The sequence below is a fragment of the Agromyces chromiiresistens genome, from assembly GCF_029167465.1.
Classification (GTDB): Bacteria; Actinomycetota; Actinomycetes; order Actinomycetales; family Microbacteriaceae; genus Agromyces; species Agromyces chromiiresistens.
The window spans coordinates 63,486-89,395 of the sequence record NZ_JARFNL010000006.1 but is presented as its reverse complement, the minus strand read 5'-3'; the positions used below and the strand labels follow the sequence as shown (position 1 = coordinate 89,395).

Sequence of the window (25,910 nt, the reverse complement as noted above, 5' to 3'; positions counted from 1 at the left end):
TCCTACGCGCGGGGCTCGTCGCCGGCGGCGGGCTCGTCGCCGGGCAGCTCGGCGCCGGCGTCGGCCGACTCGTCGGCCGAGGCATCCTGCTGCCCCGTCTCGGGGATCTCCTCGAAGAGCCCGGCCGGCGGGGTCACCGTGAGCGTGCCGGCCTCGAGGTCGACCTCGGGCACGATCGCGGAGACGAACGGCACCATGACCTCGCCGCCCGCGGTCTTGACGATGAGCAGGTCCTGCGCGGGGAGGTGGTCGACATGGACGACCTCGCCGATGCGCTCGCCGTCGCGGACGACCGCGAGCCCGACGAGCTGGTGGTCGTACCACGCGTCGGGCTCGGCCGCCTCGTCGTCGGCGTGCTCGACCCAGAGGATCGCCTTGATGAGGGTCTCGGCCGCGGTGCGGTCGTCGACACCCTCGAAGAATCCGACGGGGTGCCCGTTGTACCAGCGGAGCTCGCGCAGCACGAGGTGCTTGCCGTGCCAGGGCGATTCCTTCGGCACCTGCAGCGAGAACTCGGCCCCGGGCGTGAAACGTCGCTCGGGGTCGTCGGTGTAGAGCTCGAGCTTGATCGCGCCCTTCAGGCCGTGCGCCTTCGTGAGGCGACCGACCCGGAGCTGCGACTTCGGTGCTTCGGCCACGTCAGTCGTCGGTGTCGACGACGTCGACCCGCACGCGGCGGCCGTCGGCGAGCGCCGTGACGAGCGTGCGGAGGGCCTTTGCGGTGCGACCGGCCCGGCCGATGACACGGCCGAGGTCCTCGGGGTTCACGTGAACCTCGAGGACCTCGCCGCGTGCGCTCGACGCGGAGACGACCTTCACATCGTCAGGGTGATCGACGATCCCCTTGACGAGGTGTTCGAGCGCGGACTGGAGCAAGGCCTTACGCCTCGTCCGTCGCGGTCTCCGCAGCCTCGGCCTCGGCCTCGGCGGGCTCCTCGGCCTTGGGGGCCGGCTTCTCGGCCTTGGGCTTCAGCACCGGCTTCTTCTTCTCGTCGGCGACGAACTCGGCCTTGGCGTCCTTCGTCTGCACCTTCGAGACGGCGTTCTCGTCGCCCTTGAACTTGCCCCAGTCGCCCGTGAGCTTGAGGATGGCGAGCACCTGCTCGGTCGGCTGCGCGCCGACGCCGAGCCAGTACTGCGCGCGGTCGGAGTCGACCTCGATGAACGAGGGCTGCTCGGTGGGGTGGTACTTGCCGATCTCCTCGATCACACGACCGTCGCGCTTGGTGCGCGAGTCGGCGACGACGATGCGGTAGTACGGCGCACGGATCTTGCCGAGACGCTTGAGACGGATCTTGACAGCCACGATTCTCCTGAATGTGTAGAAAGGTTGAACCGATCGCCTGGAGCGTGGGGTGCACACCCGGCGGAAGCTCGAAATGGTCGGACCGCGGCCTGATAGAGGGTCGGGCGGCGATCCAACCCCCTATTCTGCCAGATCGGGGCGGATGCCGCGAACCGGCGCCGCACGGTCGGCGGAGCCGATCCCGCGACGTGTCAGCGGAGCCCGGCCATCCACGCCTCGATGCCCGCGGCGTCGATCGGGAGCCCGCGCGAGAGCACCTCGCCGCCGTCGGCGGTCACGACGACGTCGTCCTCGAGCCGCACGCCGAGCCCGCGGAGCTCGGGCGGGACCGTCTCGTCGAAGGCGTGGAAGTAGAGCCCGGGTTCGACGGTGAGCGCCATGCCCGGCCGCATCTTCGCGCCCTGGTACGCCGCGTGGCTCGCGGCCGAGCAGTCGTGCACGTCGATGCCGAGGTGGTGGCCGACGCCGCACACGATGTATCGGCGATGCTGCTGCCCCTCTGGCGAGAGCGCCTCGTCCACCGAGACCGGCAGGAGGCCCCAGTCGGCGAGCCCCCGGGCGAGCACCTCCATGCACGCCGTGTGGAAGTCGGCCCAGTCACGACCCGGCCCGACGGCTGCGAGCCCCGCGCGGTGGGAGGCCTCGACGAGGTCGTGCACCTCGCGCTGGGCGGTCGAGAACGAGCCCGACGCGGGCAGCGTGCGGGTGACATCGGCCGTGTAGCCCGACCGGCGCTCGACGCCGAGGTCGAGCAGCAGCAGCGCCTCGGGGTCGACGTCGCCCTCGGCGCGCACCCAGTGCAGGACGGGCGCGTGGGCGCCGGATCCGACGATCGAGGCGTACCCCGTGCCCGCACCGAAGGTGCGCGCGTACCGGTCGAACGTGCCCTGCAGCCATCGCTCGCCACCGCGGCGCACCGCGGCCGGGATCTCGAACGCGGTGGCCGCGAAGCCGTCGACCGTGGTGTCGACCGCGGCGCGCAGCTCGGCGAGCTCCCAGTCGTCCTTCACCATGCGGAGTTCGGCCAGTACGCGCGCGAGCTCGCCCGACCGCGGGTGAGCGGCGATCGCGGCACCCGGACCCGTCGTCGGAGGCGTGCCGGCGAGGAGGGCGCCGCTCGGCAGGTCGAGCTCCTCGATGCGCCGCGTGCGCACGCCGAGCACGTCGGCGTACTCGGCGAGGCCGGCCATCGGGCCGACCCACAGCTCACCCCGCAGCGGGTCGGCGAAGAAGCCCTCGTCGCCCGGGCGGAAGGGCGACGGCAGGTAGAGCGTCGCATCGTGACCGCCGCCCGCCGGTTCGAGCACGAGCACGGCGTCCTCCACCCCCGCACCGACGAGCCAGAGGAAGTCGCTGTCGGCGCGGAACTCGTGCGCGTTGTCGTTGACGCGCATCGGCGCCCGGCCGGCCGCGATCGCGATCACCCGTCCCCCGGCGGCCGCCGAGAGCCGCTCGCGGTGCCGTGCTGCGGCGGCGGGCGCGCCGGAGGGGATGACGGGCGTGCGGTCGGCGTCGGCCCAGCCGCGCTGCATGAACTCGCGGAATCCGGGCGACCCGGCAAGGCGCGGCATCCGCGGATCGGGCTCGGGCGCCTGCGGCATCGAGCGCGCGGGCCCGGGCGCCGCGCCGGCCTCCGTGCGATCGACGGGGTTGATCGTGGCGGCGCCTTCGTCGGCGTGCATGTCCGCTCCTTCTGCGCTGCTTCGCGCGCTCGCATCGAGGTGATGTATTACGCATCACATAGTAGGCTTGGTGCATGTCCGATGTCATCGCCGCCATGCGGATCCTCGATGCCGCCGCGCTCCGCGCGCGCATCGACATGCCCCGCGCCGTCCGAGCCCTGCAGGCCGCGCTTCGCGCCGGGTTCGATCCCGACGACGACCCGCCCCGATCGATCGTCGACGTGCGGCACGGGCAGCTCCTGCTCATGCCTGCCGACCTCGGCCGCTACGCGGGCCAGAAGCTCGCGACCGTCGCTCCCTCGAATCCCGCCCGAGGACTCGAGCGCATCCAGGCGGTCTACGTCGTGCTCGACGCCGAGAGCCTCACCCCCGTCGCGCTCCTCGACGGCACCGAGCTCACGAGCCTGCGCACGCCCGCGATGTCGGCGGCGATGCTCGACCTCGTCGCCGAGCCCGACGCGACGCGCCTCGTGGTGTTCGGCACCGGTCCGCAGGGCATCCGCCACGTCGAGGCGATGCGCGCGATCCGGCCGATCGAACGCGTGCGCTTCATCGGCCGCGATCGGGCGAAGGCGCTGCGCGCGGTGGCCGAGTGCGCGGCATCCGGGCTCGACATCGCCGTCGGCGACGCCGGCGACGTGTCCGAGGCCGACCTCGTCGTCTGCGCGACGACCGCACGCGAGCCGCTCTTCGACGCCGACCTCGTGCGCGACCGCGCCGCACTCGTCGCCGTCGGCTCGCACGAGCGAGGCGTGCGCGAGCTGCCCGGCGAGCTGCTCGGTCGGGCGCAGGTGATCGTCGAGACCGACCGGGTCGCCCGCACCGAGGCGGGCGACGTCATCATGGCGTTCGACGAGGGGCACCTCTCCCCCGCCGATATCGTGCCGATGGCACGCATCGCGACCGGCGTCGTGGAGGTCGCGCACGACCGGCCCCGCGTCGTCAAGACGTGCGGCATGGGATGGCAGGACCTCGCGGTCGCACAGGCCGCGCTCGACGGAGACGGAGGCGCGTGATGCGGTGGACCACCGAGGACTGGCACACGGCGGGCGAGCCGTTCCGCATCGTCGAGGGCGTCGCGACCGAGGGCGCGACGGTCGCCGAACGACGCGTGCACGCCATGGCCGGCGAACCCGACCGGGTGCGCCGGTTCCTCTGCCTCGAGCCGCGCGGCCACGACGACATGTACGGCGGGTTCGTCACCCCGCCCGACGATGACGGCGCCGACTTCGGCGTGCTGTTCTGGCACAAGGACGGGTTCTCGACCGCATGCGGGCATGGCACGATGGCGCTCGGCGCGTGGGCCGTCGCGACGGGGCGGGTCTCCGCGCCCGACGACGGCGAGGCGATCGTCACCATCGACGTGCCGAGCGGGCGGGTGCAGGCGCGCGTGCAGCGCTCCGCGGGCGTCACCACCGGGGTCGTGTTCCGCAACGTCGCCTCCCGCGTGCTCGCACGAGGCATCCCGCTCACGACGAGCCGCGGCGACGTCGAGGTCGACCTCGTCTTCGGCGGCGCCGTCTACGCGACGCTGCCGGCCGCATCGCTCGGCCTCGAGGTCGCGCCCGCGCACACGACCGAGCTCATCCGCCTCGGCCGCGAGATCAAGTGGGCCCTGAACGACCACCCGGCCGCGCAGCTCGACGACGACCGGCTCTCGGGCGTCTACGGCACGATCCTCGTCGACGACCTGGGCCGCACCGACGAAGGCCCGTGGCAGCGCAACGTCACGGTCTTCGCCGACGGCGAGGTCGACCGCAGCCCGTGCGGTTCGGGCACCGCCTCGCGGGTCGCATTCCTCGCGGAGACGGGTGCGCTCGCCGACGGCGAGACGCTCACGCACGACTCGATCATCGGCACGCGGTTCCTCGCGCGGGTGGCCGCTCGCACCGAGGGCGGGGTCGTCCCCGAGGTCACCGGGCAGGCGTACCGGGTCGGCCGCTGCGAGTTCGAGCTCGACCCCGCCGACCCGCTCGCCGACGGCTTCAGCCTGCGCTGACGCCTTCCCGCACCCATCAGGCGGCGCGAGTCGCTGGAAACAGCCCTTCCTCACGCGTCGAAGGACCGTTTCCAGCGACTCGCACGGGCTCCAGCGGCGGTCGACGTGCAGGCCCGGTCAGTGCGAGCCCGTGAGGCTTCCCCACTCGGCGGACCGGCCCGCCGCGCTGCGGCGCTGCGGCACGCCCCACGGGTTTTCGTCGCGGAGCGGTGCCGGCAGCAGCGCCTGCGGCGCGTTCTGGTAGGCGACGCCGCGGAGGAACCGCGTGATCGCCGCGGTCCCGACGCTCGTCGCGTCGCTCGTCGTCGCCGGGTACGGGCCGCCGTGCTGCATCGCGCTCGTCACCGACACCCCCGTCGGCCATCCGCCGAAGAGCACCCGGCCGCTCGTCTCGGCGAGGGCGTCGACGAGGTCGGCGAGCCCGCCGCCGGAGAGCTCGGCGTCGCTCGCGTGCAGCGTCGAGGTGAGGTTGCCCGGGAACAGCTCGCGCTGCACGTCGGGCAGCTCGCCGGCGTCGTCGTAGCGCACGATGATCGAGAGCGGGCCGAACGACTCCTCGAGCAGCTCGTCGCGGTGCGCGCGCAGGGTGTCGAGGTCGACCTCGACCACCGTCGGCGTCGCGAAGCGCTGCTCGGCGTCGTCGACGCGGACGGCGCCCTCGGCGAGCACGGCGACACCGGGCGCGCCGAGGACGGCACTCCGGCGCTCCTCGAACGCCCGGCCGATGCCGGGGTTCAGCAGCCGATGCTCGGACACCGAGGCGGCGGTGTCGCCGACCGCACCGAGCTCGGCCTCGCGCGGCACGAAGAGGAATCCGGGCTTCGTGCAGAGCTGGCCCGCCGAGCCCGAGACCGACGTGAGGAAGCCCTGCAGCAACTCGGGGTCGCCCGCGACGGCGCCCGCCGTCGCATAGACCGGGTTCACGCTGCCGAGCTCGCCGTAGAACGGGATCGGACGCGGGCGCGACGCCGCGATGTCGGCGAGGAGGCGCCCGACGTGCGTGGACCCGGTGAAGGCACCGGCGCGGATGCGGTCGTCCTTCAGGAGCTCGACGCCGGCCTGCTGCCCCGCCACGACCTGGAAGACGCCGTCGGGCATGCCGGCGGTCGCGAGTGCCTCGGCGACGATCTCGCCCGTGCGGCGGGAGAGCTCGGGGTGACCCGAGTGCGCCTTCACGATGAGCGGGCAGCCGGCCGCGAGGGCTGCGGCCGAGTCGCCGCCGGCCACCGAGAAGGCGAACGGGAAGTTCGATGCGGCGAAGTTCAGCACGGGGCCGACCGGCTCGAGCACGCGCCGCACGTCGGGGCGCGGGCCGATGACGTAGGCGGGATCGGCGTCGTCGATGCGGGCGTCGAGGTAGCCGCCGTCGACGATCACCTCGGCGAAGAGTCGCAGCTGGTTCGTGGTGCGACGCACCTCGCCGGTGAGCCGGGCCTCGGTCAGGCCGGTCTCGCGCATCGCGATGGCGATGAGCTCGGGGCCGGCCGCATCGAGCGCGTCGGCGACCGCGACGAGCGCCGCGGCCCTGGCGCGCGGGTCGGTCTCGGCGAAGGGGCGGGCGGCGCGGGCCGCGCGGGCGGCGACGGCGTCGGTGTCGACGTCGGAAGCGGTGGTCATCAGGAGGTCCTCCAGGTGGTCGGGTTCGTCAGAAGACGAAGCCCTCGGGGAAGGGGTCGTCGTCGTCGAGGAAGTACTGTCCGAGGCCGGTGACCCACGCCCGGCCCGTGATCGTCGGCACCACGGCCGGGACGCCGCCCACCTCGGTCTCGCGGATCAGGCGCCCCGTGAACTCGGTGCCGATGAACGACTCGTTGACGAAATCGGTGTCGAGCGCGAGCTCGCCGCGGGCGAAGAGCTCGGCCATGCGCGCGCTCGTGCCGGTGCCGCACGGCGACCGGTCGAACCACCCCGGGTGGATCGCCATCGCGTGTCGCGAGCGCACGGCGTCTGAGCCGGGCGCGATGAACTCGACGTGGTGCACGTGGTTCGCCCCAGCGATCACGGGATGCTGCGGCGGCGCCTGCGTGTTGATCGCATCCATGATCGCGAGGCCGGCGCGCAGGATGTCGCCCTGCCTGGCGCGATCGAACGGCAGCCCGACCGCGTCGAGATCGACGAGGGCGTAGAAGTTGCCGCCGAAGGCGACCGAGTAGGGCACCTCGCCGTAGCCGGGCACCTCGATCGAGGCATCCAGCCGGTCGACGAAGCTCGGGACGTTCTCGATCGTGACGTGCTTCGCGCGGCCGCCCTCGACCGCGACGCGCGCGATCACGAGTCCCGCGGGCACGTCGAGACGGACCTCGGTGACCGGCTCCGTCACCTCGACCATGCCGGTCTCGACGAGCACGGTCGCGACGCCGATCGTGCCGTGCCCGCACATGGGCAGGAACCCGCTCGCCTCGATGAAGACGACCCCCCAGTCGGCGTCGTCGCGCGCAGGCGGCTGCAGCAGCGCGCCCGACATCGACGCGTGGCCGCGGGGCTCGTTCATGAGCAGGCCCCGCAGCCCGTCGAGGTGCTCCATCGCGTAGAGCCGGCGATCGTTCATGGTCGCGCCGGGGATCCGGCCGACGCCGCCCGTGACGACACGGGTCGGCATGCCCTCGGTGTGGGAGTCGACGGCGGAGAGGACCCGGCGCGCACGCATCAGGCGACCGCCGCCCGCCGCGCCGCGAGCGCCGCGAGCGCCCGCTCGGTGTCGGCGGTGACCTGGTCGCGCTGCTCGGCCGACAGCGGGCCGCGCGGCGGGCGGGTCGGGCCGCCGTACGAGTTGCCGCAGATGTCCATCGACAGCTTGATGGCCTGCACGAACTCGGTGCGCGAGTCCCAGCGGAACACGGCGACGAGCTGCTCGTAGAGCGCCTTCGCCTCGTGCCACTTGCCCTCGGCGCAGAGGTTGTAGAGCTCGACGGCCTCGCGCGGGAAGGCGTTCGGGTAGCCGGCGAACCAGCCGACGGCACCGTTCACCATGAGTTCGAAGAGCACGTCGTCGGCACCGGCGATGACGTCGATGTCGCACTGCTCCTTGATCTCGTAGACGCGGCGCACGTCGCCCGAGAACTCCTTGATGGCGACGACCTCGGGGATCTCGGCGAGCTTCGCGACGAGCGACGGCACGAGGTCGACCTTGGTGTCGAAGGGGTTGTTGTAGGCCATGATCGGCAGGCCGACCTTCGCGACCTCCTGGTAGTGCGCGATGACCTCGCCCTCGTTGGCCCGGTAGATCGTGGGCGGCAGCAGCAGCACGCCGTCGGCGCCGTCCTCCTTCGCGTACTCGGCCCAGAGGCGCGCCTGGTGGCTGCCGACGCCGTGCACGCCGGCGATCACGATGCCGCGCCCGTCGACCGCCTCGACGGCGACCTGGATGACCTTGCGGCGCTCCTCGTCGGTGAGCGACGAGTACTCGCCGAGCGAGCCGTTGGGCCCGACGCCGCGGCAGCCGTTCGCCATGAGGAAGTCGACGTGCTCGGCGAACCTGTCGTAGTCGACGGCCAGCCCGGCGGGCGCCTGCGCGTCCTCCTTGAAGGCGAGCGTGGTGGCGACGACGACGCCGCCCAGGTCCATGTTGTTCGTGGTCATCTGCTTTCCATTCTGATCGTTCTCGCCCCTGAGGGCGACGGGGTTGGTGAAGTCCGCGGGTGATGCCGGAGGTGGTGGTCAGTCGCGCATCGAACGCCGGTTCGTCTCGGGCATCGTGAGCACGACGAGGAGCGCGAGCACCGTGACCGCGACGACGTACCAGGCCGGCGCCACGGTCGAGCCGGTGAGCCCGATGAGCCACGTGGCGATGAGCGGTGCGGTGCCGCCGAAGATCGTGAACGCGAGGTTGTAGCTGATCGAGGCTCCCGTGTACCGCACCCGCGCGGGGAAGAGCTCGACGAAGGCCGCACCCGCCGGGCCGAAGAAGAGCCCGAGCGCGAGACCGAGCAGGCCCTGGCTCACGACCGCGGCGCCGAGCGTGCCGACGCCGACGAGCAGGTACGCGGGCACGGCGACGAGCGCGCCGAAGAGGCCGGCGATCAGCAGCATTCGGCGTCGGCCGATGCGGTCGGAGCAGTACGCCGCGACTGGCACGGTGAAGAAGGTGATGAGCAGGGCGATGCTGTTCGAGATGAGCGCGGCCGACGAGTCGAGGCCGATGGTCACGGTCATGTACGAGTAGAAGTAGCCGGTGAGCGAGTAGTAGCCGAGGCTCGCGACGGCGGCGATGCTGAAGCAGACGACCATGTTGCGCCACTGCTCGCGGAACACCGTGCGGATCGGCGCCGACTCGACCTGGCGGCTCTCGCGCATCTCGAGGAAGGCGGGCGACTCGTCGACGCGGGAGCGGATGTAGAGGCCGACGACGGCGAGGGGCGCGCCGAGCAGGAACGGCACGCGCCAGCCCCAGGTCTCGTACGCCTCGGGCGAGAGCACGGTCGTGAGCGCGAGCACCAGCAGGGCGGCGATGACGGGCGGCAGGTTCGACCACGTGTACACGAGGCCGACGTTGAGCCCGCGGCGCGCGGTCGGCGAGTGCTCGGCGACGAACGAGTTCGAGCCGATCGTCTCGCCTGCGGCGGAGAGGCCCTGCACCATGCGCAGCAGGATGAGCAGCACGGGCGCGGCGACCCCGATGACGGCGTAGGTCGGCAGCAGGCCGATGAGCGTCGTGGAGACGCCCATGACGAGGATGACGCCGGCGAGCACGCGCTTGCGGCCGAACCGGTCGCCGAGGTGGCCGAGCAGGAACGCGCCGATCGGGCGGGCGACGAAGCCGACCGCGTAGATCGCGAAGACGGCCATGAGGGCCGCAGCCGGGTCGGAGTCGGGGAAGAAGAGCGACGCGATCACCGGAGCCGCGTACGCGTAGACCGCGAAGTCGAACCACTCGACGAAATGCCCGATTGCCGAGGAGCGCATGACCTTGCGGACGCGGCGCGCCTCGTCGTCGCCGGGCGGGGCGATGCGTTCTCCGGTTGCGGTGGCGGTCATTGGCGGCTCCCTTGTCGCGATACGTGCTATGTAATATATCACACACTACTCCTAGGAACGGGTGGCTGCCGAGCGCATCGTCGAGCCTCAGCCGGCGTCGGCCGACGCGGCGGGTGCTTCATCGGCGCAGGCGGCGAGCTCGCCGATCCGCACCGACGAGAGGACCGGTCGCCGGTCGAGGCCGAGCGGCCGGCCGAGCAGGGCCTCCACGCTGCGTCCGCAGGTCCGCCCCTGGCAGGCGCCGAGTCCCGCGCGCGTGGCGAGGCGGATGCCTCGGCTCGAACCCGCCGCCCCGGCCGCCGCGGTCAAGCGGGCGACGGTGACCGACTCGCACCGGCACATGATCGTCTCGTCGTCGAGCCAGGCGCTCCACCCCGGTGCGATGTCGTGCGTCGCGAGGCGCGCGGCGAACGCGTGCATGCGCCGGCGCGCCGCGAGCGGCCCTCGCATCCTCGCGTCGGCCGGGTCTCCCCCGGCGGCGGCGAAGCCCGCGACGGCGCCTTCGGCGAGTGCGGCGTCGGCGCCCCCGATGCCGGTGACCTCGCCGGCCGCGAAGACCCCCGCGACGCTCGTGCCCTGACGTGCGTCGACCACGACGAACCGGTCGGGCGAGATCGCGCAGCCGGCCTGGATCGCGGCCTCGAGCCGCGGCGTGAACCCGTGCCCGAGCGCGACCGCGTCGCACTCGACGTGGCGTTCCGTGCCGGCGATCGGGCGCCAACGGGCGTCGACGCGCTGGATCGTGACTCCCTCGACGGCGCGCTCGCCGTGGATCCGGGTCACGGCCTGCCCGATCCGGTAGGGCGTGCGGTGGCGTGCGAGCGAGAGCGCATACTCCCCCAGTTCCCCCGCCTTGCCCGCGACCCCGGCGAACTGCCACGGGGCCCGACCCCAACCGCGTGCGATCGCACGGGCGCCGGCCGCCTCGACGACCTCGACGACCTCGCCGCCGACCTGCGCGAGGCTCGCCGCGACCGGCAGCAGGAACGGGCCAGCACCTGCGACCACCGTGCGCCCGCCGAGCGCGACCCCGTCGCGTTTGGCCAGCGCCTGGGCGGCACCGGCGGTCGTGACGCCAGGCAGGGTCCAGCCCGGAACCGGGAGGGCACGGTCGTGCGCGCCCGTCGCGATCACGAGGGCATCGGCGTCGATCACGAGCGGTTCGCGATCGACGGCGTCCACCGGGCCGTGCAGCGCGTGCACGCGCACCCCGTGCTCGGTGTCGACGCGCCAGACGCTCGTCGAGGCGTGCACCGTCGCCCGCTCGAGCGCGCCGCGCAACCGCTCGAACCTCGCCCACTGATGCTGGAGGCGACGATCGGTGAGCGTGTCGTGGTGGCGCCAGAACTGCCCGCCGACCCGCTCGCCCTCGTCGATCACGACGACGTCGGCCCCGTGGGCGAGCGCGGCCTGCGCGGCGGCGAGGCCGGCCGGACCCGCCCCGAGGATGACGACCCGTCGCTTCATCGCACCTCCCGCTCGATCGCATCGCCGTCGCACGCCGTGCGCTGGCAGGCGCGCACGCTCCCGACCCCGTTCACGGTCACGACGCAGTCCTGGCAGACGCCGATGCCGCAGAACACGCCGCGCTCCTCCCCGTCGGCGGTGCGCCAGCTCCGGCGCCCGGAGGCGAGCAGCACCCCGGCGATCGTCTGGCCCTCGCGCCCGAGGACCTCGTCGCCGTCGAAGCTGATGCGGATGGTCATGCGGCCTCCTCTCGCAGTGCGGCCCTCGTGGGCAGGAACGGCGCCGGGTCGATCGGCGCGGGCACGCCGAGGACGGCGTGCGCGACGAGGTCGCCGGTCGTCGGCGCGAGCCCGATGCCCGCGCCCTCGTGGCCCGCCGCGTGGAAGAGCCCGGCGACCTCGCCGTCGGCACCGATCGCCGGCAGGTGGTCGGGGGCGTACGGGCGGAAGCCGTGGTAGCTGCGCAGCAGCATCGTGTCGGCGAGGAACGGGAACAGCCGAGCCGCCTTCGCCGCGATCTCGGCGAGCGCCGGCAGCGTGTTCGACTCCGAGAACCCGACGCGTTCGCGGCTCGAGCCGATCAGCACGGTGCCCGCCGGGGTCGACTCGACGACGGTCGAGGTCTGCAGGGCAGCATCCCCGGAGCCGACCGCGCCGACGTAGTCGGCGTCGTAGACCTTGTGGAAGACGCGCTGCGGCATCGGCACCGTCACGAGGATGAGGCCGCGGCGCGGCCGGATGTCGAGCCGGGCGCCGAAGCGTGCCGCGACCTCGCCCGCCCACGGCCCCGCGCAGTTCACGACGGCGTCGCCCTCGATCGGGCCTTCCGGCGTCTCGACGCCGATGGCCCGGCCCGCGCGCACCCGGGCTCCGGTCGCCTCCGTCACGCGGACGGTCGCCCCGAGGCGCACGGCCCGGGCGAGCATCGCCTGGGTCGCGAGGCTCGGCTGCACCTGCGCGTCGTCGGGGTAGTGGATGCCTCGCACGACCTCCGGCGACAGGTGGGGCTCGAGCGCGCGCAGCGCCGAGGCATCCACCTCGTTCGCCGTGATGCCGATGCCGCGCTGGGACGCGGCGAACGCGCCGAGCGCTGCCTCGCCGCCTGGGAATGCGACGACGACGCCGCCCTTCGCCTCGAACTCGGTCGCCGGCTGTCCCGGGCCGCGGTCGGCGTCGAGCCGCTCGGCGAGTGCACGCCAGGCGCGATTCGCGACGATCGCGAGCTCGGCCTCGGCGCCCGGGCCCTTGTCGGAGACGAGGATGTTGCCCTCGCACCGGCTCGAGGTCTCCCCCGCGACGCCGGCCCGATCGACGACGACCACCTCGGCACCCGCCTCGGCGAGCGCGAGTGCACTGGCCGCGCCGATCGCCCCGGCGCCGATCACGATGACGCGCACCGCGCCACCCCTTTCCCTGTCGTTTTCGATGCAGCGTGCGCTCACGCGCCGAGGTACGCCTCGACCACGCGCGGATCGGCGGCGAGCTCGGCGGCGGGACCCGACAGGGTCACCGCACCGGTCTCGACGACATACGCGCGATGCGCGATCTTGAGGGCCGCACGGGCGTTCTGCTCGACGAGCAGCACCGTCGTGCCCTGGGCGTTCACCTGCTGGATGATCTCCATCACCTGCTTCACGATGAGCGGTGCGAGCCCCATGGAGGGCTCGTCGAGCAGCAGCAGCTTCGGCCCGCCGATGAGCGCCCGGCCGATCGCGACCATCTGCTGCTCGCCGCCCGAGAGCGTTCCGCCCTGCTGCCTGCGCCGCTCGGCGAGGCGCGGCATGAGGCCGTACACCTCGTCGAGCCTGGTCTGGATCGCCCGTTTGTCGCGCACGGTGTAGCCGCCGAGCAGCAGGTTCTCGTGCACGGTCATCGTCGAGAAGATGCGCCGCCCCTCAGGCACGTGGAGGAGCCCCGCCGAGACGATGTTCCACGGCTTCGCGGTCGTCAGGTCGAGGCCGTTCCAGCGCACCTCTCCCGACTTCGGCCGTACGAGGCCGGAGAGCATGTTCATCGTCGTCGACTTGCCCGCGCCGTTGTTGCCGAGCAGGCACACGATCTCGCCCTCCTCGACCGCGAAGCTCAGCCCTCGCAGGGCATGCACCCGGCCGTAGTAGACGTCGGCCTCGTTCACCTCGAGCACGCTCACGATCGGCCTCCGTCCGCACGGGCGGTGCTCGTGGCGCCGCCCTCATCCTCGTCGACGCCGAGGTAGGCCTCGATGACGACCGGGTCGTTCTTGATCTCCTCGGGCGTGCCGTCGGCGATCTCCTTGCCGTAGTTCAGCACGACGATGCGCTCGGCGAGCTCCATGACGAGGCCCATGTCGTGCTCGATCAGGACGACCGCCACCCCCATGTCTCGGATCTTGCGGATCAGCTCCATGAGCGACTGCTTCTCGTTGAAGTTGAGGCCCGCGGCGGGCTCGTCGAGCAGCAGCAGCTTCGGGCTCGTCGCGAGCGCGCGGGCGATCTCGACCCGACGCTGCTCGCCGTAGGGCAGCTGCGTCACGTAGAGGTTCTCGTCCTCGGCGAAGCCGACGAAGTCGAGCCAGCCGCGCGCCTCGCGGGCGCACGCCTCCTCCGCCCTGCGGTATCCGGGCGTGTGCAGCAGCGTCGACCAGAACCCCTCGCGCAGGTTCGCGTGCATCGCCGTCTTCACGTTGTCGAGCACGCTGAGCTCCCGGAAGAGCCGCAGGTTCTGGAACGTGCGGGCCATGCCCCACTTCGTGACCCTCGACGGGAGCACCCGGTAGAAGCCGAAGCTCTGGAGCAGATGGGTGAGGCCGAGCCGCCGCCAGAACCCCGGCACCTCGCGAACGATGCGATTGCCGTCGAACTCGACCGAGCCCGACGTCGGCAGGTAGAACGCGGAGATGCAGTTGAACGCGCTCGTCTTGCCGGCGCCGTTCGGGCCGATCACCGCGAGGATCTCACCGGTCCGGACCTCGAAGCTGAGGCCGTCGACGGCCTTCACGCCGCCGAACTGCAGTCGCAGGTCGCGGACCTCCAGGAGCGCGCTCACGGCTGCCTCCCCTCCTCGGCGTCGGTCGCCGGCAGGCCGTCGACCGACTCCATCACGCTCGGCGGCACGGTCGGCTCGCCGTGGTCGACCGCCGACACGGCGGAGGTGAAGGGCGGCGGCTGCGGCTTCTGCCGCTTCAGCCACGGCAGCACCGCGGTCGCCGGCCAGAGCCCGGCCGGTCGGAACAGCATCACGACGACGAGCAGCACGCCGAAGATCAGGAACCGCCACTCGGCGAAGTCGCGCAGGAGCTCGGGGGCGAGCGAGACGAACAGCGCGCCGATGATGACGCCGGGCGTCGAACCCATTCCGCCGAGCACGACCGCCATGAGGATGAGGGCCGAGTACAGGAACTGGAAGCTGTTCGGGCTGATCGCCGACAGGTGCGTCGCCATGAGCTGTCCGGCCATGCCGGCCCACACGGCGCCGATGATGTACGCCGAGATCTTCGCGATGTAGGTGTTGATGCCCATCGCCTCGGCGGCGTCCTCGTCGTCGCGCACGGCCTTCCAGGCGCGGCCCATCTTGCCCTTGCCGAGGCGGCCCGCCCCGATCACGCCGACGACCACGACGACGAGCGCGACGAAGTAGTAGAACACCACGTAGCCGGGGAACTCGATGCCGCCGATCGAGAAGCCGTCGTCGAAGCTCCAGCCGCCGAACTCCCACGACGGGATGCCGTGGATGCCGCTCGGGCCGCCCGTGATGTCGAGGTTGTTCGCCGTGATCCGGATGATCTCGCCGAAGCCGAGCGTCACGATCGCGAGGTAGTCGCTGCGCAGGCGCAGCGTGGGGGCGCCGATGATGATTCCCGCGATGATGCACGCGCAGATCGTGGCGATGAGCGAGAGCCACATCGGGAAGCCGAGCACCGTCGTGAAGATGCCCGAGACGTAGGCGCCCACGGCGAAGAAGGCGATGTACCCGAGGTCGAGCAGTCCCGCGAAGCCCACGACCACGTTGAGGCCCATGCAGAGCATGACGTAGATGAGGGCGCTCGTCGCGATCGACATCGTGTACCGCGACGCGTCCATGAACGGGAGCACGAGGAGCAGCACGACGGCGAGGCCGCCGAGCGCCCGGAGGAAGCCGGTCTGCGAGGTGAACACGCCGCGCGGGGCGCGCGGACGATCGAAGAGCGGCGACGGCGCGCGCAGCGGCGCGTGCTTGAGCGCCTGGTCGAGTCGGCCGGCCATGTCACATCCTCTCGACGACGCGGGCGCCGAGGAGCCCGGTGGGTTTGAAGGTGAGGAACAGGATGAGGAACGCGAACGAGAACACGTCGCGCCACTCGCCGCCGAACCACGCCGCGCCGAACGATTCGAGGAGGCCGAGCAGCAGCCCGCCGAGCATGGCGCCGTAGAGGTTGCCGATGCCGCCGATGACCGCGGCGGTGAACGCCTTGAGCCCGATGATGAAGCCCATCAGGAAGTCGATCGAGCCGTAGTACGCACCCGCCATGACGCCGGCCGCGCCCGCGAGGGCGGAGCCGATGAAGAAGACGGTCGCGATGACCCGGTTGACGTTGACCCCCATGAGCTGGGCGCCCTGGGGGTCGAGGGCGATCGCACGCATCGCTCGGCCCTGGCTCGTGCGCTCGACGATGTGCGCGAGCACGAGCATGAGCACGGCCGCGATGACGACGAGCACGAGCTGCGAGGCCGTGATGCGCATGCCGAGCACGTCGAACCCGGTCGAGGCGAGCCGGATCGGGAACGCCTCGGGGTTGGGCCCGAACAGCTGGCGCACGCCGTACTCGAGCGTGAACGACACGCCGATCGCGGTGATGAGCACGGCGAGCCGCGGGCTGTTGCGGAGCGGCCGGTAGGCGATCCGCTCGATGCCGACGCCGATGAGGCCCGTCGTCACCATCGAGAGCAGCATGATGACGAGCAGCAGCGGGATCGAGGTCTCGTTCGAGATGCCGAACGCCGAGAGGGTGAAGAACCCGACGAAGGCGCCGAGCATGTAGATGTCGCCGTGCGCGAAGTTCAGCAGCTTGATGATCCCGTAGACCATGCTGTAGCCGAGCGCGACGAGTGCGTAGAACGAGCCGACGATGAGCCCGTTCCAGATGAGTTGCATCACGACAGCGGTGTCCTTTCCGCCGGGGGCCTGGGGGTTCGAGGCGGGGCGGGGGCTCGCGCCCCCGCCCCGGCGGCTCAACCCTGCAGGTCGTCCTTCAGCACGAAGGCACCGGTGGCCGGGTCGATCGCGACGATCACGAAGCCGCCGCCCGAGAGGGTGTGGTCGTCGGTGAAGGTCAGGGGGCCGGCGAAGGTGTCGAAGTCCTCGAGCCCCTCGAGGCCTGCGACGACCTCGTCGAAGTCGGTCGACCCGGCGTCCTCCATGGCCTGCGCGATGACGCGGACGGCGTCGTACGACTGCGTCGAGTACGGACCGGGGGCCGCACCCGCGAGCTCCGTGTAGTCGGCGATCCACTCGTCGGCACCCTCGATCATGTCGGGCGTCTGGGTGAAGGTCCCCACGACGTTGTCGGTGTAGCCGTCGCCCGCGATCTCGGCGAACTTGGCGTCGACCGAGCCGTCGCCGACGAGGAACACGCCGTCGAAGCCGGCGTCCTTCGCCTGGCGGGCGATCAGGCCGCCCTCCTGGTAGTAGCCGGTCCAGTAGACGAGGGCGGGCTGCTCGTTGGCGAGCTGCGTGGCGACCGCCGAGTAGTCGTTCTCGCCCGGCGTGATGGTCGCCTCGAACGCGACGTCGAGGCCGGCGTCGGTCGCCTGCTCGACGAAGGATGCCGCGAGGTCGGCGGAGTATGCGGTCGCGTCGTCGATCGCGGCGACCGAGGAGGCGCCGATCTTCTCCGAGTAGGCGACGGCGGCCTGAGCCTGCTGGGTGCCGGTGCCGTTGATGAGGAAGACGCCGGGGAGCTGCTGCTCGACGAGCTCGTTCGAGTTCGCCGCGGGGATGACCATGGGGATGCCCGCCTCGTCGAAGATCGGCAGCGTGGGCAGCGTCGCGCCCGAGCAGTAGCCGCCGACCGAGGCGGCGATGCCGTCGGTGACGAGCTTGTTCGCACCGGCGACGGCGGTGGTCGCGTCGCAGGCGTCGTCTTCGACGACGAGCTCGAGGTCGCGGCCGAGCACGCCTCCGTCGGCGTTGAGCTCGTCCACGGCGAGCTGGGCGCCGTTCTGCATGTACTCGCCGAAGGCCGACTCGCTGCCCGAGAACGGCGCCAGCATGCCGAGCTTGATCGGGCCGTCGTCGGAGCCGCCGTCATCGCCCCCACCACCAAGGCCGCCGGAGCAACCGGCGGTGGCGATCACGAGGCTCGCCGCGGCGGCGAACTGCAGGAGGCGCGTACGGCGCCGTGGAGCGTGGGACATGGGGACTCTCCTCTGTCTGCGTCATTGCATGACCTCGGGCTCGCGTCGCTGGTGCCACGCCGCCGTGCGGTACGTGACATATTACTCATGATCGACCATCGCGCAAACCACGACGCCGAACGGCCTCCCGGCAGCCTCGCCGACCGCGAGGCATCCCACGGCCCGGTAATCGGTCGTCGCCAGTGCGACTACTCGTCGCGACCGCTCCAGAGCCCCGCGACATGCCCGATGTGGCGGCGCATGAGCTGCTCGGCCGCCTCGCCGTCGCCGTCGACGAGCAGCCGCACGAGCTCGGCGTGCTCGAGCGACGACGCCGCGAGCGCGTCGGTCTCGGCGAGGTCCACGAGCCCGACGAGACGAGTCTGCTGCCGCAGCTCGCGCACGAGGCGCACGAGGTGCCGGTTGCCCGTGAGCTCGAGCAGCGTCAGGTGGAACGTGGTGTCGGCCTCGAGGTAGTCCTCGAAGCGCCCTTCGCGCCCGGCGCTCACGATCTCGTCGGCGAGCGCCTGGAGTTCGCCGACCGTGCCGGCGGGCACCTTGCCGGCGATCGCGCGCATGGGCGGGGCCTCGAGCAGCACCCGCACCTCGCGGAGCTCGCGGAGCTCGTCGTCGGAGACCTCGGTCACCCGGAAGCCGCGATTGCGGATGGGACTCAGGAATCCCCGCCGTGCGAGATTCAGCATCGCCTCGCGCACGGGCGTGGCGCTCACGCCGAACTCGTTCGCGAGGGTCGGTACCGTGAGCACCGTGCCGGGCGCGAACTCGCCCGCGACGATGCGCGACGACAGGGTGCGCTCGACCTGCTCGCGAAGGCTCTGCACCTCGAGCAGCCGGATCGGCTCCGGACTCATCGCGCACCGCGCACGTGATACATCATGTGCCACATCGTATGCCAATCGACGCCTCGTGCCACCGAACCGAGCGCCCTCGGCGATCGGCGCGTCACGCGGCGTCGCACCCCGCCCCGACCGTCTCGACCGTGTCATGATTGCCGCACGGGGCGGGTCGGGCGACCCGCCCGAGGAGGGCCGTCCATGTCGATCGAGTTCGCCCGGTCGCCGCGCTCGACCGTCGGTCTCGAGTGGGAGATCGCGATCGTCGATCGCAGCACGGGCGAGCTCGCCTCTGTCGGCGATCGCGTGCTCGCCATGCTCGACGCGATCAGCCCCGGCGGGCAGCACCCGTTCATCACCTCGGAGCTGCTGACGAACACGGTCGAGCTCGTCTCGAGCGTGCACGCGACGGTGGCCGCCGCGGTCGCCGACCTCGAGCACCAGCTCGCCGAGGTGCGGACCGTCGTCGAGCAGCTCGGCGACTACGAGCTCATCTGCGCCGGATCGCACCCGTACAGCCAGTGGTACGACCAGCATCTCACCGACAAGCCGCGCTACCACAAGCTCATCGAGCGCACCCGGTGGTGGGGTCGCAACATGATGATCTGGGGCGTGCACGTGCACGTCGGCGTCGAGGATCGCGACAAGGCGCTGCCCCTGCTCGACGGCCTGCTCACCTACCTGCCGCACCTGCAGGCGCTCAGCGCCTCGAGCCCGTACTGGGCCGGGGTCGAAACCGGCTACGCGTCGAACCGGGCGCTCATGTTCCAACAGCTGCCGACCGCGGGGCTCCCCTACCGGCTCGACGACTGGGCCGCGTACGAGCGCTTCGTCGACGACCTGCAGCGCACGGGCGTCATCGAGGACCACAGCGAGGTCCGCTGGGACATCCGGCCGTCGCCGCGCTGGGGCACGATCGAGGTGCGCGTGTGCGACGGCGTCTCGACCGCCCGCGAGCTCGGCGCGATCGGCGCCCTCGTGCAGTGCCTCGTCGAATGGATGTCGACCCGGCTCGACCACGGCGAGCCGCTCGAGGTGCTGCAGCCCTGGTACACCCGGGAGAACAAGTGGCGGGCCGCCCGCTACGGGCTCGAGGCCGTGGTCATCACGGATGCCTCGGGCTCGGAGCGCCCCGTCTCCGCCGATCTCGTCGAACTCGTCGAGACCCTCGCCCCCGTCGCAGCGCGCCTCGGCTGCGCGAACGAACTCGCGGAGGTCGCGCACATGGTCGCGGCGGGGGCCAGCGCGCAGCGGCAGGTGCACGTCGCCGAGGCATCCGGGGGCGACCTGCGAGCCGTCGTCGCCCACCTCGCACGGGAGCTGCGCGAGGGCATGGACGGCCGCTGACGCCCGTGCGGGCGCCGGTCGGCGCCTGCCGGCCGCGCAGCTGGCGCTGGGCGGCGCCTACCGGCCGCGCAGCCGGCGCTGGGCGGCGCCTACCGGCCGCCGAGCAGCTTCTGCATCGCAGCGAGGTCCTGCTCGCTCGGCCCGTCGGGCTTCGCGCCGCCGAGCCCGAAGCCCGAACCCGCGGGCGCGCCCTGGCCGGCGGGCGTGACGCCCTGTGCGATCGCCGCGTTCTCGGCGGCGCGCTTCGCGGGGTTGCCCGAACGCGAGCCACCCGACTTCTTCTTGTTCTTGGCCGCCTGCCGCTTGCCGCCGCCGTAGCCGCCGGCACCCGGGATCGGCCCCATGCCGGGAATCTGCGGCACACCGCCGCGCGCGACGGTCTTCATCATCTTCGCGGCCTGTTCGAACCGCTGCACGAGCTGGTTCACGTCCGTCACGGTCATGCCGGAGCCCTTCGCGATGCGCAGGCGTCGCGAGCCGTTCAGGAGCTTCGTGTTCTGCCGCTCGGCCGGGGTCATCGACTGGATGATCGCCTCGGTGCGCACGATCTCGCGCTCGTCGAAGTTCTCGAGCTGCTGCTTCATGCCGCCCGCGCCCGGCAGCATGCCGAGCATCTTCTTGATCGAGCCGGCGCCGCGCAGCTGCTGCATCTGCGCGAGGAAGTCCTCGAGGGTGAACTGCTCCTTCGCGAGCTTCTCGGCGACCTTCATCGCCTCCTCCTCGTCGAAGGCCTGCTGGGCCTGCTCGATGAGGGTGAGGATGTCGCCGAGGTCGAGGATGCGGCTCGCCATGCGGTCGGGGTGGAATGGCTCGAAGTCGTCGAGCCCCTCGCCCGTCGACGCGAAGATGATCGGGCGCCCGGTGATCGACGCGACCGAGAGCGCGGCACCGCCGCGCGCGTCGCCGTCGAGCTTCGAGAGTACGACGCCCGTGAAGTCGACGCCCTCCTGGAAGGCCTTGGCGGTCGCGACCGCGTCTTGGCCGATCATCGCGTCGATGACGAAGAGCACCTCGTCGGGATCGGTCGCCTTGCGGATGTTCGACGCCTGCTTCATCATCTCGGCGTCGACGCCGAGACGGCCGGCGGTGTCGATGATGACGACGTCGTGGAGGGCGCGACGCGCCTCGGCGACACCGTCTCTCGCGACCTTCACCGGGTCGCCGACGCCGTTGCCCGGCTCGGGTGCGTACACCGGCACGCCCGCCTGCGACCCGACGACCTGGAGCTGGTTCACGGCGTTCGGGCGCTGCAGGTCGCTCGCGACGAGCAGCGGCGTGTGCCCCTCCTTCGCGAGGTGCTTCGCGAGCTTTCCCGCGAGGGTCGTCTTTCCGGCGCCCTGGAGGCCCGCGAGCATGATCACGGTCGGCGGGGTCTTCGCGAACTGCAGGCGGCGCTGCTGGCCGCCGAGGATCGCCACGAGCTCTTCGTTGACGATCTGCACGACCTGCTGGGCCGGGTTGAGCGCCTTGTTGACCTCGTCGCCGAGCGCGCGCTCGCGCACGTGCGCGGTGAACTGCTTGACCACGTCGAGCGAGACGTCGGCGTCCAGCAGCGCGCGACGGATCTCGCGAACGGTGCCGTCGACGTCGGACGCGGACAGCTTGCCCTTGGTGCGGAGGTTCTTGAAGGTCTCGGCGAGGCGGTCAGACAGGTTTCCGAAGGTAGCCATGGTGCCTTCGATTCTAAGCGAGTCCGGATGCCTCCCCGCTGCGCGGGCCGACGCGGTTCCTCCGGCCGGGCGTTCGGCCCTCGAGCGGGGCGCTCAGCCCTCGAAGCGGACGTCGACGATCTCGCGCTCGAGGTCGATCGCGGCGATGAGTCGCTCGTCGGTGTCGTCGGGCGCGAGGGCGTACTCGAACTCGGCGAACGCGTCGCCGGGTTCGTCGGCGTCGGGCCGCAGGTCGACGCGCACGAGGCTGAGCGAACGCAGCGCGTCGACCTGGCGGTCGCCCGACTCGCGGCCGATCGCCGCCTCGATCTCGTCAGCCTGCTCGAGCTCTGGGTCGAGCATCGTGTCGAGGAATCGCACGATCGGCGAGGAGCGGGTGTCGAGCTGGCTGACGAACGCCTGCCGCAGCTCGTCGTCGACGAGCTCGAGCTCGCCGACGATCGCCGACGCGACGTCGAGCGCCGCCGTCGACACCAGGTCGGCGTCGGCGTCGAGGACGACCTCGACGCGCTGGTCGGCGTACTCGAACGTCTCCGACCAGTAGTCGCCGACGAGTCCGAAGTAGTCGTGTTCGATCGACATGGGCTCTCCTCCCGAGTCCTTGCGCTATCCGACGAGCTTCTGGGCGAAGACGTGCGGCGTGAAGCCGGTGAGGTCGCCGATGCCCTCGCCCTGCCCGATGAGCTTGATCGGCAGGCCGGTCTTCTCCTGCACGGCGAGCACGAAGCCGCCCTTCGCCGATCCGTCGAGCTTCGTGAGCACGAGCCCCGTCACTCCCCCGTGCTCGATGAACGCCTCGGCCTGGGCGAGACCGTTCTGCCCGGTCGTCGCATCGAGCACGAGCAGCACCTCGCTGATGGGGGCCTGCTTCTCGACGACGCGCTTGATCTTGCCGAGCTCGTCCATGAGCCCGCCCTTCGTGTGCAGCCGGCCGGCCGTGTCGATGATGACGATCTCGGTGCCGTCCTGCTTGGCCTTGTCGACGGTCTGGAACGCGACCGAGGCCGGGTCCTGGCCCTCGCGTTCGGGCCGCACGATGCCGACGCCCGCGCGATCGGCCCAGGTGGCGAGCTGATCGACCGCTGCGGCGCGGAACGTGTCGGCGGCGCCGACCACGACGGAGCGGTCGTACGTGCGCAGGAAGCGTGCGAACTTGCCGATCGTCGTGGTCTTGCCGACGCCGTTGACGCCGACCACGAGCACGACCGCAGGGCGCTCGGTGAGTTTCAGCGTCGGGTCGTACTTCGCCAACCGCTCTTCGACGATCTCGCGCAGCATCCGCTGCACGTCCTTCGGGTCGGTCGTCTTGAACCGCTCGACCTGCGCCCTGATCTGGTCGACGATCTCCTCGGTGACCGCGGGACCGAAGTCGGCGGTGATGAGCGCCGCCTCGAGGTCGTCCCACGTGTCCTCATCGATCGTCTTCGCCCCGAAGATGCCACGCAGGGCGTTGCCGAGCGACCATGAAGCGCGTTCTGCCATGGCTCCAGCCTACGGGGGCGGATGCCTCGGCGACTGCCGTGCCCCGGAGCGCGGGGGCGTGAGCCGCTACCCGGCGGGCCGGGACCGCGCAAGGGGTTGCCACGACGGACGGGCCACGGGAGTCTCGGGGCATCGGAAGGATGCAGATGACCTCGGTGGGATTCCATGCCTCGCACGAGCAGCTGCCGCCCGGGCGGTTGCTCGACGCCGTCAAGCGCGCCGAGGAGGCCGGCTTCGGGGCGGCGATGTGCAGCGATCACCTCGAGCCGTGGAGCGTCCGACAGGGGCAGTCCGGGTACGCCTGGAGCTGGCTCGGCGCGGCGCTCGAGGCCACGAGCTTCTCCATCGGCGTCGTGACGGCTCCCGGACAGCGGTACCACCCGGCCGTCGCGGCCCAGAAGATCGCCACCCTCGCCGAGATGTACCCGGGTCGATTCTGGGCGGCGCTCGGCAGCGGCGAGGCGCTCAACGAGCACGTCACCGGCGACCCGTGGCCGGCGAAGGACGATCGCGACGCGCGGCTCGTCGAAGCCGTCGACGTCATGCGGCGCCTGCTCGCCGGCGAGGAGGTGACCGCGAACGGGCGGATCCGCGTCGATCGCGCGCGGGTGTGGAGCCTGCCGGTGGTGCCGGCGCCGCTCCTCGCCGCCGCGGTGAGCGCCGACACCGCGCGCGCGGCCGCCGGCTGGGCCGAGGGCGTGATCACGGTCGACCAGCCGCGGGACGCGCTCCGCGAGTTCATCGACGCCTATCGGGGCGCGGGCGGTCGCGGGCCGGTCGGCGTGCAGGTGCACCTGAGCTGGGCTCGCACCGACGGGGAGGCGCTGGCGATCGCCCACGACCAGTGGCGGCAGGGGCTCGTGCCGGCGCACCTCTCGTGGGAGCTCGATCGGCCCGAGGACTTCGACGCCCGCACCGCCGACGCGACGCCCGAGGAGGTCGCCGCCACGCTGCTCGTCTCGGCCGACCCGGCGCGCCACCTCGCGCATCTGGCGCGCATCGCCGAGCTCGGCGTCGACCGGATCTACCTGCACCACGTCGGCACGGAGCAGGAGGCGTTCATCGACACCTTCGGCGAGCGCGTCGTTCCCGACCTCGAGGCGGTCTCAGCATGAGGATCACGGATCGCAGCGACCTCTGGTGGAAGACCGCGGTCGTCTACTGCCTCGACGTCGAGACCTTCATGGACTGGAACGACGACGGGTTCGGCGACTTCGAGGGGCTCGCCCACCGACTCGACCACCTCGCCGAGCTCGGCGTGACCTGCATCTGGCTCATGCCGTTCCAACCGACCCCCGACCGCGACGACGGGTACGACATCACCGACTTCCTCGGCGTCGACCCGCGGCTGGGCTCGCTCGGCGACGTCGCCGAGTTCACGCGCACCGCCCGCGACCGGGGCATGCGCGTGATCGTCGATCTCGTGATGAACCACACGTCGGCGAGGCATCCCTGGTTCAGGTCGGCCAGGCGGAGCCGGAGGTCGCCGTACCGCGACTGGTACGTCTGGCAGGACGACCCGCCGAAGGCGCCGAACGCGGTCTTCCCGGGCGAGGAGGACTCGATCTGGGAGTTCGACGAGCGCGCCGGCCAGTACTTCCTGCACAGCTTCTACCGTCACCAGCCCGACCTGAACATCGCGAACCCCGCGGTGCGCGACGAGATCGCCAAGACCGTCGGCTTCTGGCTCGAGCTCGGCGTCTCCGGCTTCCGGGTCGACGCGGTGCCGTTCCTCATCGAGCCGCCAGACGGCGTCGACGTCGGCGACCCGCACGAGTTCCTCCGCGATCTCCGGCGATTCCTGCAGCGGCGCTCGAGCGAGGCGGTCCTGCTCGGCGAGGTCAATCTGCCCTACTCCGAGCAGCTCGAGTACTTCGGGCGGGTCGGCGACGCGGCCGAGCTCACGATGCAGTTCGACTTCCTCGGCATGCAGGCCCTCTACCTCTCGCTGGCCCGAGAGGACGCCCGCCCGCTCGCGGCATCGCTCGCGAAGCGGCCGAGCATCGAGCCCGAGGCGCAGTGGGCGAACTTCGTGCGGAACCACGACGAGCTCACCCTCGACAAGCTCTCGGACGCCGAGCGCGACGAGGTCTTCGAGGCGTTCGCGCCCGAGGAGTGGATGCGCGTCTACGGTCGGGGGATCGTCCGACGCCTCCCGCCGATGCTCGACGGGGACCCGCGCCGGATCAGGCTCGTCTACAGCCTGCTCTTCTCGTTGCCCGGAACACCCGTGCTGTTCTACGGCGAGGAGATCGGCATGGGCGAGAACGGCGCGCAGAAGGGCCGGCAGGCCGTGCGCACCCCCATGCAGTGGACCGACGAGCGCAACGGCGGATTCTCGCGGGCGACGCCCTCACGGCTCGCCGCGGCACCTCCGGCCGACGGCTACGCGCCGGAGCACGTGAACGTCGAGGCGCAGATGCACGACCCCGACTCGCTGCTCGCCTTCATCAAGCAGCTCGCGACCAGGTACCGGAGCTCCCCCGAGATCGGCTGGGGCGTGCTCGACGTGCTGTCGACGGGTCTCGACGAGGTGCTCGCGCACCGCATCACGGCCGATGTCGGCCGCTTCGTCGCCGTCCACAACTTCGCCCCGACGCCGACGGTCGTGCCGCTCGAGCTCGGCAGGGTCGCGCCCCACGCCGTGCTGAGCGACCTGTTCGCGCCCGACACCTACCCGCTCGACGAGCGCGGGCGAATCGAGGTCCACCTCGACGCGTACGGCTATCGCTGGTTCCGCATCGTGGAGCCCGACGACCGCCGGCTCACGTGAGCGGCCC

General features: G+C 71.7%; 25 protein-coding genes. 5 read left to right on the top strand and 20 right to left on the bottom strand.

Annotated features, from left to right (window positions below; translation table 11 throughout):
• Positions 1-2 precede the first annotated feature (2 nt).
• The 4 genes from rimM to PX701_RS15645 all read right to left on the bottom strand — a co-directional run bounded on the left by rimM (position 3) and on the right by PX701_RS15645 (position 2,988).
• Positions 3-638 (bottom strand): ribosome maturation factor RimM, encoded by a 636-nt coding sequence (gene rimM / locus PX701_RS15660; RefSeq protein ID WP_275506848.1) that lies wholly within the window; start codon positions 636-638, stop codon positions 3-5.
• Position 639: 1 nt separating this feature from the next.
• Positions 640-876, bottom strand: a complete 237-nt coding sequence (locus PX701_RS15655) for an RNA-binding protein (protein ID WP_056651189.1) — start codon at positions 874-876, stop codon at positions 640-642.
• Between the two features lie 4 nt (positions 877-880).
• Entirely contained in the window at positions 881-1,306 is a 426-nt protein-coding gene (gene rpsP, locus PX701_RS15650) for a 30S ribosomal protein S16 (protein WP_231430751.1), read from the bottom strand.
• 191 nt (positions 1,307-1,497) lie between these two features.
• On the bottom strand, positions 1,498-2,988 hold the full coding sequence (locus PX701_RS15645; RefSeq protein ID WP_275506847.1) for an aminopeptidase P family protein: 1,491 nt from the start codon (positions 2,986-2,988) through the stop codon (positions 1,498-1,500).
• Between the two features lie 74 nt (positions 2,989-3,062).
• Between PX701_RS15645 and PX701_RS15640 the strand changes: the two genes are divergently transcribed.
• Both PX701_RS15640 and PX701_RS15635 read left to right on the top strand, forming a co-directional pair.
• Positions 3,063-4,004, top strand: a complete 942-nt coding sequence (locus PX701_RS15640) for an ornithine cyclodeaminase family protein (protein WP_275506846.1) — start codon at positions 3,063-3,065, stop codon at positions 4,002-4,004.
• Positions 4,004-4,987, top strand: coding sequence for a proline racemase family protein (locus PX701_RS15635; protein ID WP_275506845.1), 984 nt, complete (start codon positions 4,004-4,006; stop codon positions 4,985-4,987). Before PX701_RS15640 ends, PX701_RS15635 begins: the two co-directional genes overlap by 1 nt.
• Positions 4,988-5,104: 117 nt before the next feature.
• Here the strand turns inward: PX701_RS15635 and PX701_RS15630 are convergent, their stop codons facing one another.
• From PX701_RS15630 to PX701_RS15570, 13 genes are all read right to left on the bottom strand, one after another.
• A complete protein-coding gene (locus tag PX701_RS15630; protein ID WP_231430747.1) occupies positions 5,105-6,604 on the bottom strand; it encodes an aldehyde dehydrogenase (NADP(+)) in 1,500 nt (499 codons plus the stop codon).
• Between the two features lie 28 nt (positions 6,605-6,632).
• Positions 6,633-7,634, bottom strand: a complete 1,002-nt coding sequence (locus PX701_RS15625; RefSeq protein ID WP_231430746.1) for a proline racemase family protein — start codon at positions 7,632-7,634, stop codon at positions 6,633-6,635.
• Positions 7,634-8,566: a dihydrodipicolinate synthase family protein gene (locus PX701_RS15620; protein WP_275506844.1), complete on the bottom strand. Its 933-nt coding sequence runs from the start codon at positions 8,564-8,566 to the stop codon at positions 7,634-7,636. Before PX701_RS15620 ends, PX701_RS15625 begins: the two co-directional genes overlap by 1 nt.
• 78 nt (positions 8,567-8,644) lie before the next feature.
• On the bottom strand, positions 8,645-9,961 hold the full coding sequence (locus PX701_RS15615; RefSeq protein WP_231430744.1) for an MFS transporter: 1,317 nt from the start codon (positions 9,959-9,961) through the stop codon (positions 8,645-8,647).
• 87 nt (positions 9,962-10,048) lie between these two features.
• Positions 10,049-11,428, bottom strand: coding sequence for an FAD-dependent oxidoreductase (locus PX701_RS15610; RefSeq protein ID WP_275506843.1), 1,380 nt, complete (start codon positions 11,426-11,428; stop codon positions 10,049-10,051).
• On the bottom strand, positions 11,425-11,667 hold the full coding sequence (locus tag PX701_RS15605; protein ID WP_231430742.1) for a (2Fe-2S)-binding protein: 243 nt from the start codon (positions 11,665-11,667) through the stop codon (positions 11,425-11,427). The genes PX701_RS15610 and PX701_RS15605 overlap by 4 nt, the downstream gene beginning before the upstream one ends.
• A complete protein-coding gene (locus PX701_RS15600; protein WP_275506842.1) occupies positions 11,664-12,824 on the bottom strand; it encodes an NAD(P)/FAD-dependent oxidoreductase in 1,161 nt (386 codons plus the stop codon). Before PX701_RS15600 ends, PX701_RS15605 begins: the two co-directional genes overlap by 4 nt.
• Positions 12,825-12,865: 41 nt before the next feature.
• Entirely contained in the window at positions 12,866-13,576 is a 711-nt protein-coding gene (locus PX701_RS15595) for an ABC transporter ATP-binding protein (protein ID WP_275506841.1), read from the bottom strand.
• Entirely contained in the window at positions 13,573-14,451 is an 879-nt protein-coding gene (locus tag PX701_RS15590; RefSeq protein WP_231430740.1) for an ABC transporter ATP-binding protein, read from the bottom strand. Before PX701_RS15590 ends, PX701_RS15595 begins: the two co-directional genes overlap by 4 nt.
• Positions 14,448-15,647, bottom strand: a complete 1,200-nt coding sequence (locus tag PX701_RS15585) for a branched-chain amino acid ABC transporter permease (RefSeq protein ID WP_231430739.1) — start codon at positions 15,645-15,647, stop codon at positions 14,448-14,450. The genes PX701_RS15590 and PX701_RS15585 overlap by 4 nt, the downstream gene beginning before the upstream one ends.
• Before the next feature lies 1 nt (position 15,648).
• Complete coding sequence (locus PX701_RS15580) at positions 15,649-16,536, bottom strand: branched-chain amino acid ABC transporter permease (RefSeq protein WP_231432314.1); 888 nt, start codon at positions 16,534-16,536, stop codon at positions 15,649-15,651.
• A gap of 77 nt (positions 16,537-16,613) precedes the next feature.
• A complete protein-coding gene (locus PX701_RS15575) occupies positions 16,614-17,798 on the bottom strand; it encodes a branched-chain amino acid ABC transporter substrate-binding protein (RefSeq protein WP_231430738.1) in 1,185 nt (394 codons plus the stop codon).
• Positions 17,799-17,986: 188 nt separating this feature from the next.
• A complete protein-coding gene (locus PX701_RS15570) occupies positions 17,987-18,649 on the bottom strand; it encodes a GntR family transcriptional regulator (RefSeq protein WP_231430737.1) in 663 nt (220 codons plus the stop codon).
• 183 nt (positions 18,650-18,832) lie between these two features.
• Here PX701_RS15570 and PX701_RS15565 point away from each other — a divergent pair, with 183 nt between their 5' ends.
• Positions 18,833-19,978 (top strand): glutamate--cysteine ligase, encoded by a 1,146-nt coding sequence (locus PX701_RS15565; protein ID WP_231430736.1) that lies wholly within the window; start codon positions 18,833-18,835, stop codon positions 19,976-19,978.
• An 89-nt stretch (positions 19,979-20,067) separates the two neighbouring features.
• On the opposite strand, the gene ffh is transcribed toward PX701_RS15565, so the two are convergent.
• The 3 genes from ffh to ftsY form a co-directional block, all read right to left on the bottom strand.
• On the bottom strand, positions 20,068-21,648 hold the full coding sequence (gene ffh / locus PX701_RS15560) for a signal recognition particle protein (protein ID WP_231430735.1): 1,581 nt from the start codon (positions 21,646-21,648) through the stop codon (positions 20,068-20,070).
• Positions 21,649-21,741: 93 nt separating this feature from the next.
• Positions 21,742-22,230: a DUF2004 domain-containing protein gene (locus PX701_RS15555; RefSeq protein ID WP_231430734.1), complete on the bottom strand. Its 489-nt coding sequence runs from the start codon at positions 22,228-22,230 to the stop codon at positions 21,742-21,744.
• Positions 22,231-22,254: 24 nt separating this feature from the next.
• Entirely contained in the window at positions 22,255-23,130 is an 876-nt protein-coding gene (gene ftsY / locus PX701_RS15550; RefSeq protein ID WP_231430733.1) for a signal recognition particle-docking protein FtsY, read from the bottom strand.
• Positions 23,131-23,276: 146 nt separating this feature from the next.
• Between ftsY and PX701_RS15545 the strand changes: the two genes are divergently transcribed.
• Complete coding sequence (locus PX701_RS15545; protein WP_275506840.1) at positions 23,277-24,245, top strand: TIGR03885 family FMN-dependent LLM class oxidoreductase; 969 nt, start codon at positions 23,277-23,279, stop codon at positions 24,243-24,245.
• Positions 24,242-25,903, top strand: a complete 1,662-nt coding sequence (locus PX701_RS15540) for an alpha-amylase family protein (protein ID WP_275506839.1) — start codon at positions 24,242-24,244, stop codon at positions 25,901-25,903. Before PX701_RS15545 ends, PX701_RS15540 begins: the two co-directional genes overlap by 4 nt.
• Positions 25,904-25,910: the final 7 nt, after the last annotated feature.

What these genes read in the sequence shown, in the direction of transcription:
- PX701_RS15620 (WP_275506844.1), bottom strand. Translation starts at nt 8,566, where the DNA reads ATGACCACGAACAACATGGACCTGGGCGGCGTCGTCGTCGCCACCACG.
- PX701_RS15640 (WP_275506846.1), top strand. Translation starts at nt 3,063, where the DNA reads ATGTCCGATGTCATCGCCGCCATGCGGATCCTCGATGCCGCCGCGCTC.
- PX701_RS15585 (WP_231430739.1), bottom strand. Translation starts at nt 15,647, where the DNA reads ATGGCCGGCCGACTCGACCAGGCGCTCAAGCACGCGCCGCTGCGCGCG.
- PX701_RS15540 (WP_275506839.1), top strand. Translation starts at nt 24,242, where the DNA reads ATGAGGATCACGGATCGCAGCGACCTCTGGTGGAAGACCGCGGTCGTC.
- PX701_RS15625 (WP_231430746.1), bottom strand. Translation starts at nt 7,634, where the DNA reads ATGCGTGCGCGCCGGGTCCTCTCCGCCGTCGACTCCCACACCGAGGGC.
- PX701_RS15575 (WP_231430738.1), bottom strand. Translation starts at nt 17,798, where the DNA reads ATGTCCCACGCTCCACGGCGCCGTACGCGCCTCCTGCAGTTCGCCGCC.
- PX701_RS15565 (WP_231430736.1), top strand. Translation starts at nt 18,833, where the DNA reads ATGTCGATCGAGTTCGCCCGGTCGCCGCGCTCGACCGTCGGTCTCGAG.
- PX701_RS15605 (WP_231430742.1), bottom strand. Translation starts at nt 11,667, where the DNA reads ATGACCATCCGCATCAGCTTCGACGGCGACGAGGTCCTCGGGCGCGAG.
- PX701_RS15635 (WP_275506845.1), top strand. Translation starts at nt 4,004, where the DNA reads ATGCGGTGGACCACCGAGGACTGGCACACGGCGGGCGAGCCGTTCCGC.
- ftsY (WP_231430733.1), bottom strand. Translation starts at nt 23,130, where the DNA reads ATGGCAGAACGCGCTTCATGGTCGCTCGGCAACGCCCTGCGTGGCATC.
- PX701_RS15645 (WP_275506847.1), bottom strand. Translation starts at nt 2,988, where the DNA reads ATGCACGCCGACGAAGGCGCCGCCACGATCAACCCCGTCGATCGCACG.
- PX701_RS15580 (WP_231432314.1), bottom strand. Translation starts at nt 16,536, where the DNA reads ATGCAACTCATCTGGAACGGGCTCATCGTCGGCTCGTTCTACGCACTC.
- PX701_RS15610 (WP_275506843.1), bottom strand. Translation starts at nt 11,428, where the DNA reads ATGAAGCGACGGGTCGTCATCCTCGGGGCGGGTCCGGCCGGCCTCGCC.
- PX701_RS15630 (WP_231430747.1), bottom strand. Translation starts at nt 6,604, where the DNA reads ATGACCACCGCTTCCGACGTCGACACCGACGCCGTCGCCGCCCGCGCG.
- PX701_RS15615 (WP_231430744.1), bottom strand. Translation starts at nt 9,961, where the DNA reads ATGACCGCCACCGCAACCGGAGAACGCATCGCCCCGCCCGGCGACGAC.
- PX701_RS15570 (WP_231430737.1), bottom strand. Translation starts at nt 18,649, where the DNA reads ATGAGTCCGGAGCCGATCCGGCTGCTCGAGGTGCAGAGCCTTCGCGAG.
- ffh (WP_231430735.1), bottom strand. Translation starts at nt 21,648, where the DNA reads ATGGCTACCTTCGGAAACCTGTCTGACCGCCTCGCCGAGACCTTCAAG.
- PX701_RS15545 (WP_275506840.1), top strand. Translation starts at nt 23,277, where the DNA reads ATGACCTCGGTGGGATTCCATGCCTCGCACGAGCAGCTGCCGCCCGGG.
- PX701_RS15555 (WP_231430734.1), bottom strand. Translation starts at nt 22,230, where the DNA reads ATGTCGATCGAACACGACTACTTCGGACTCGTCGGCGACTACTGGTCG.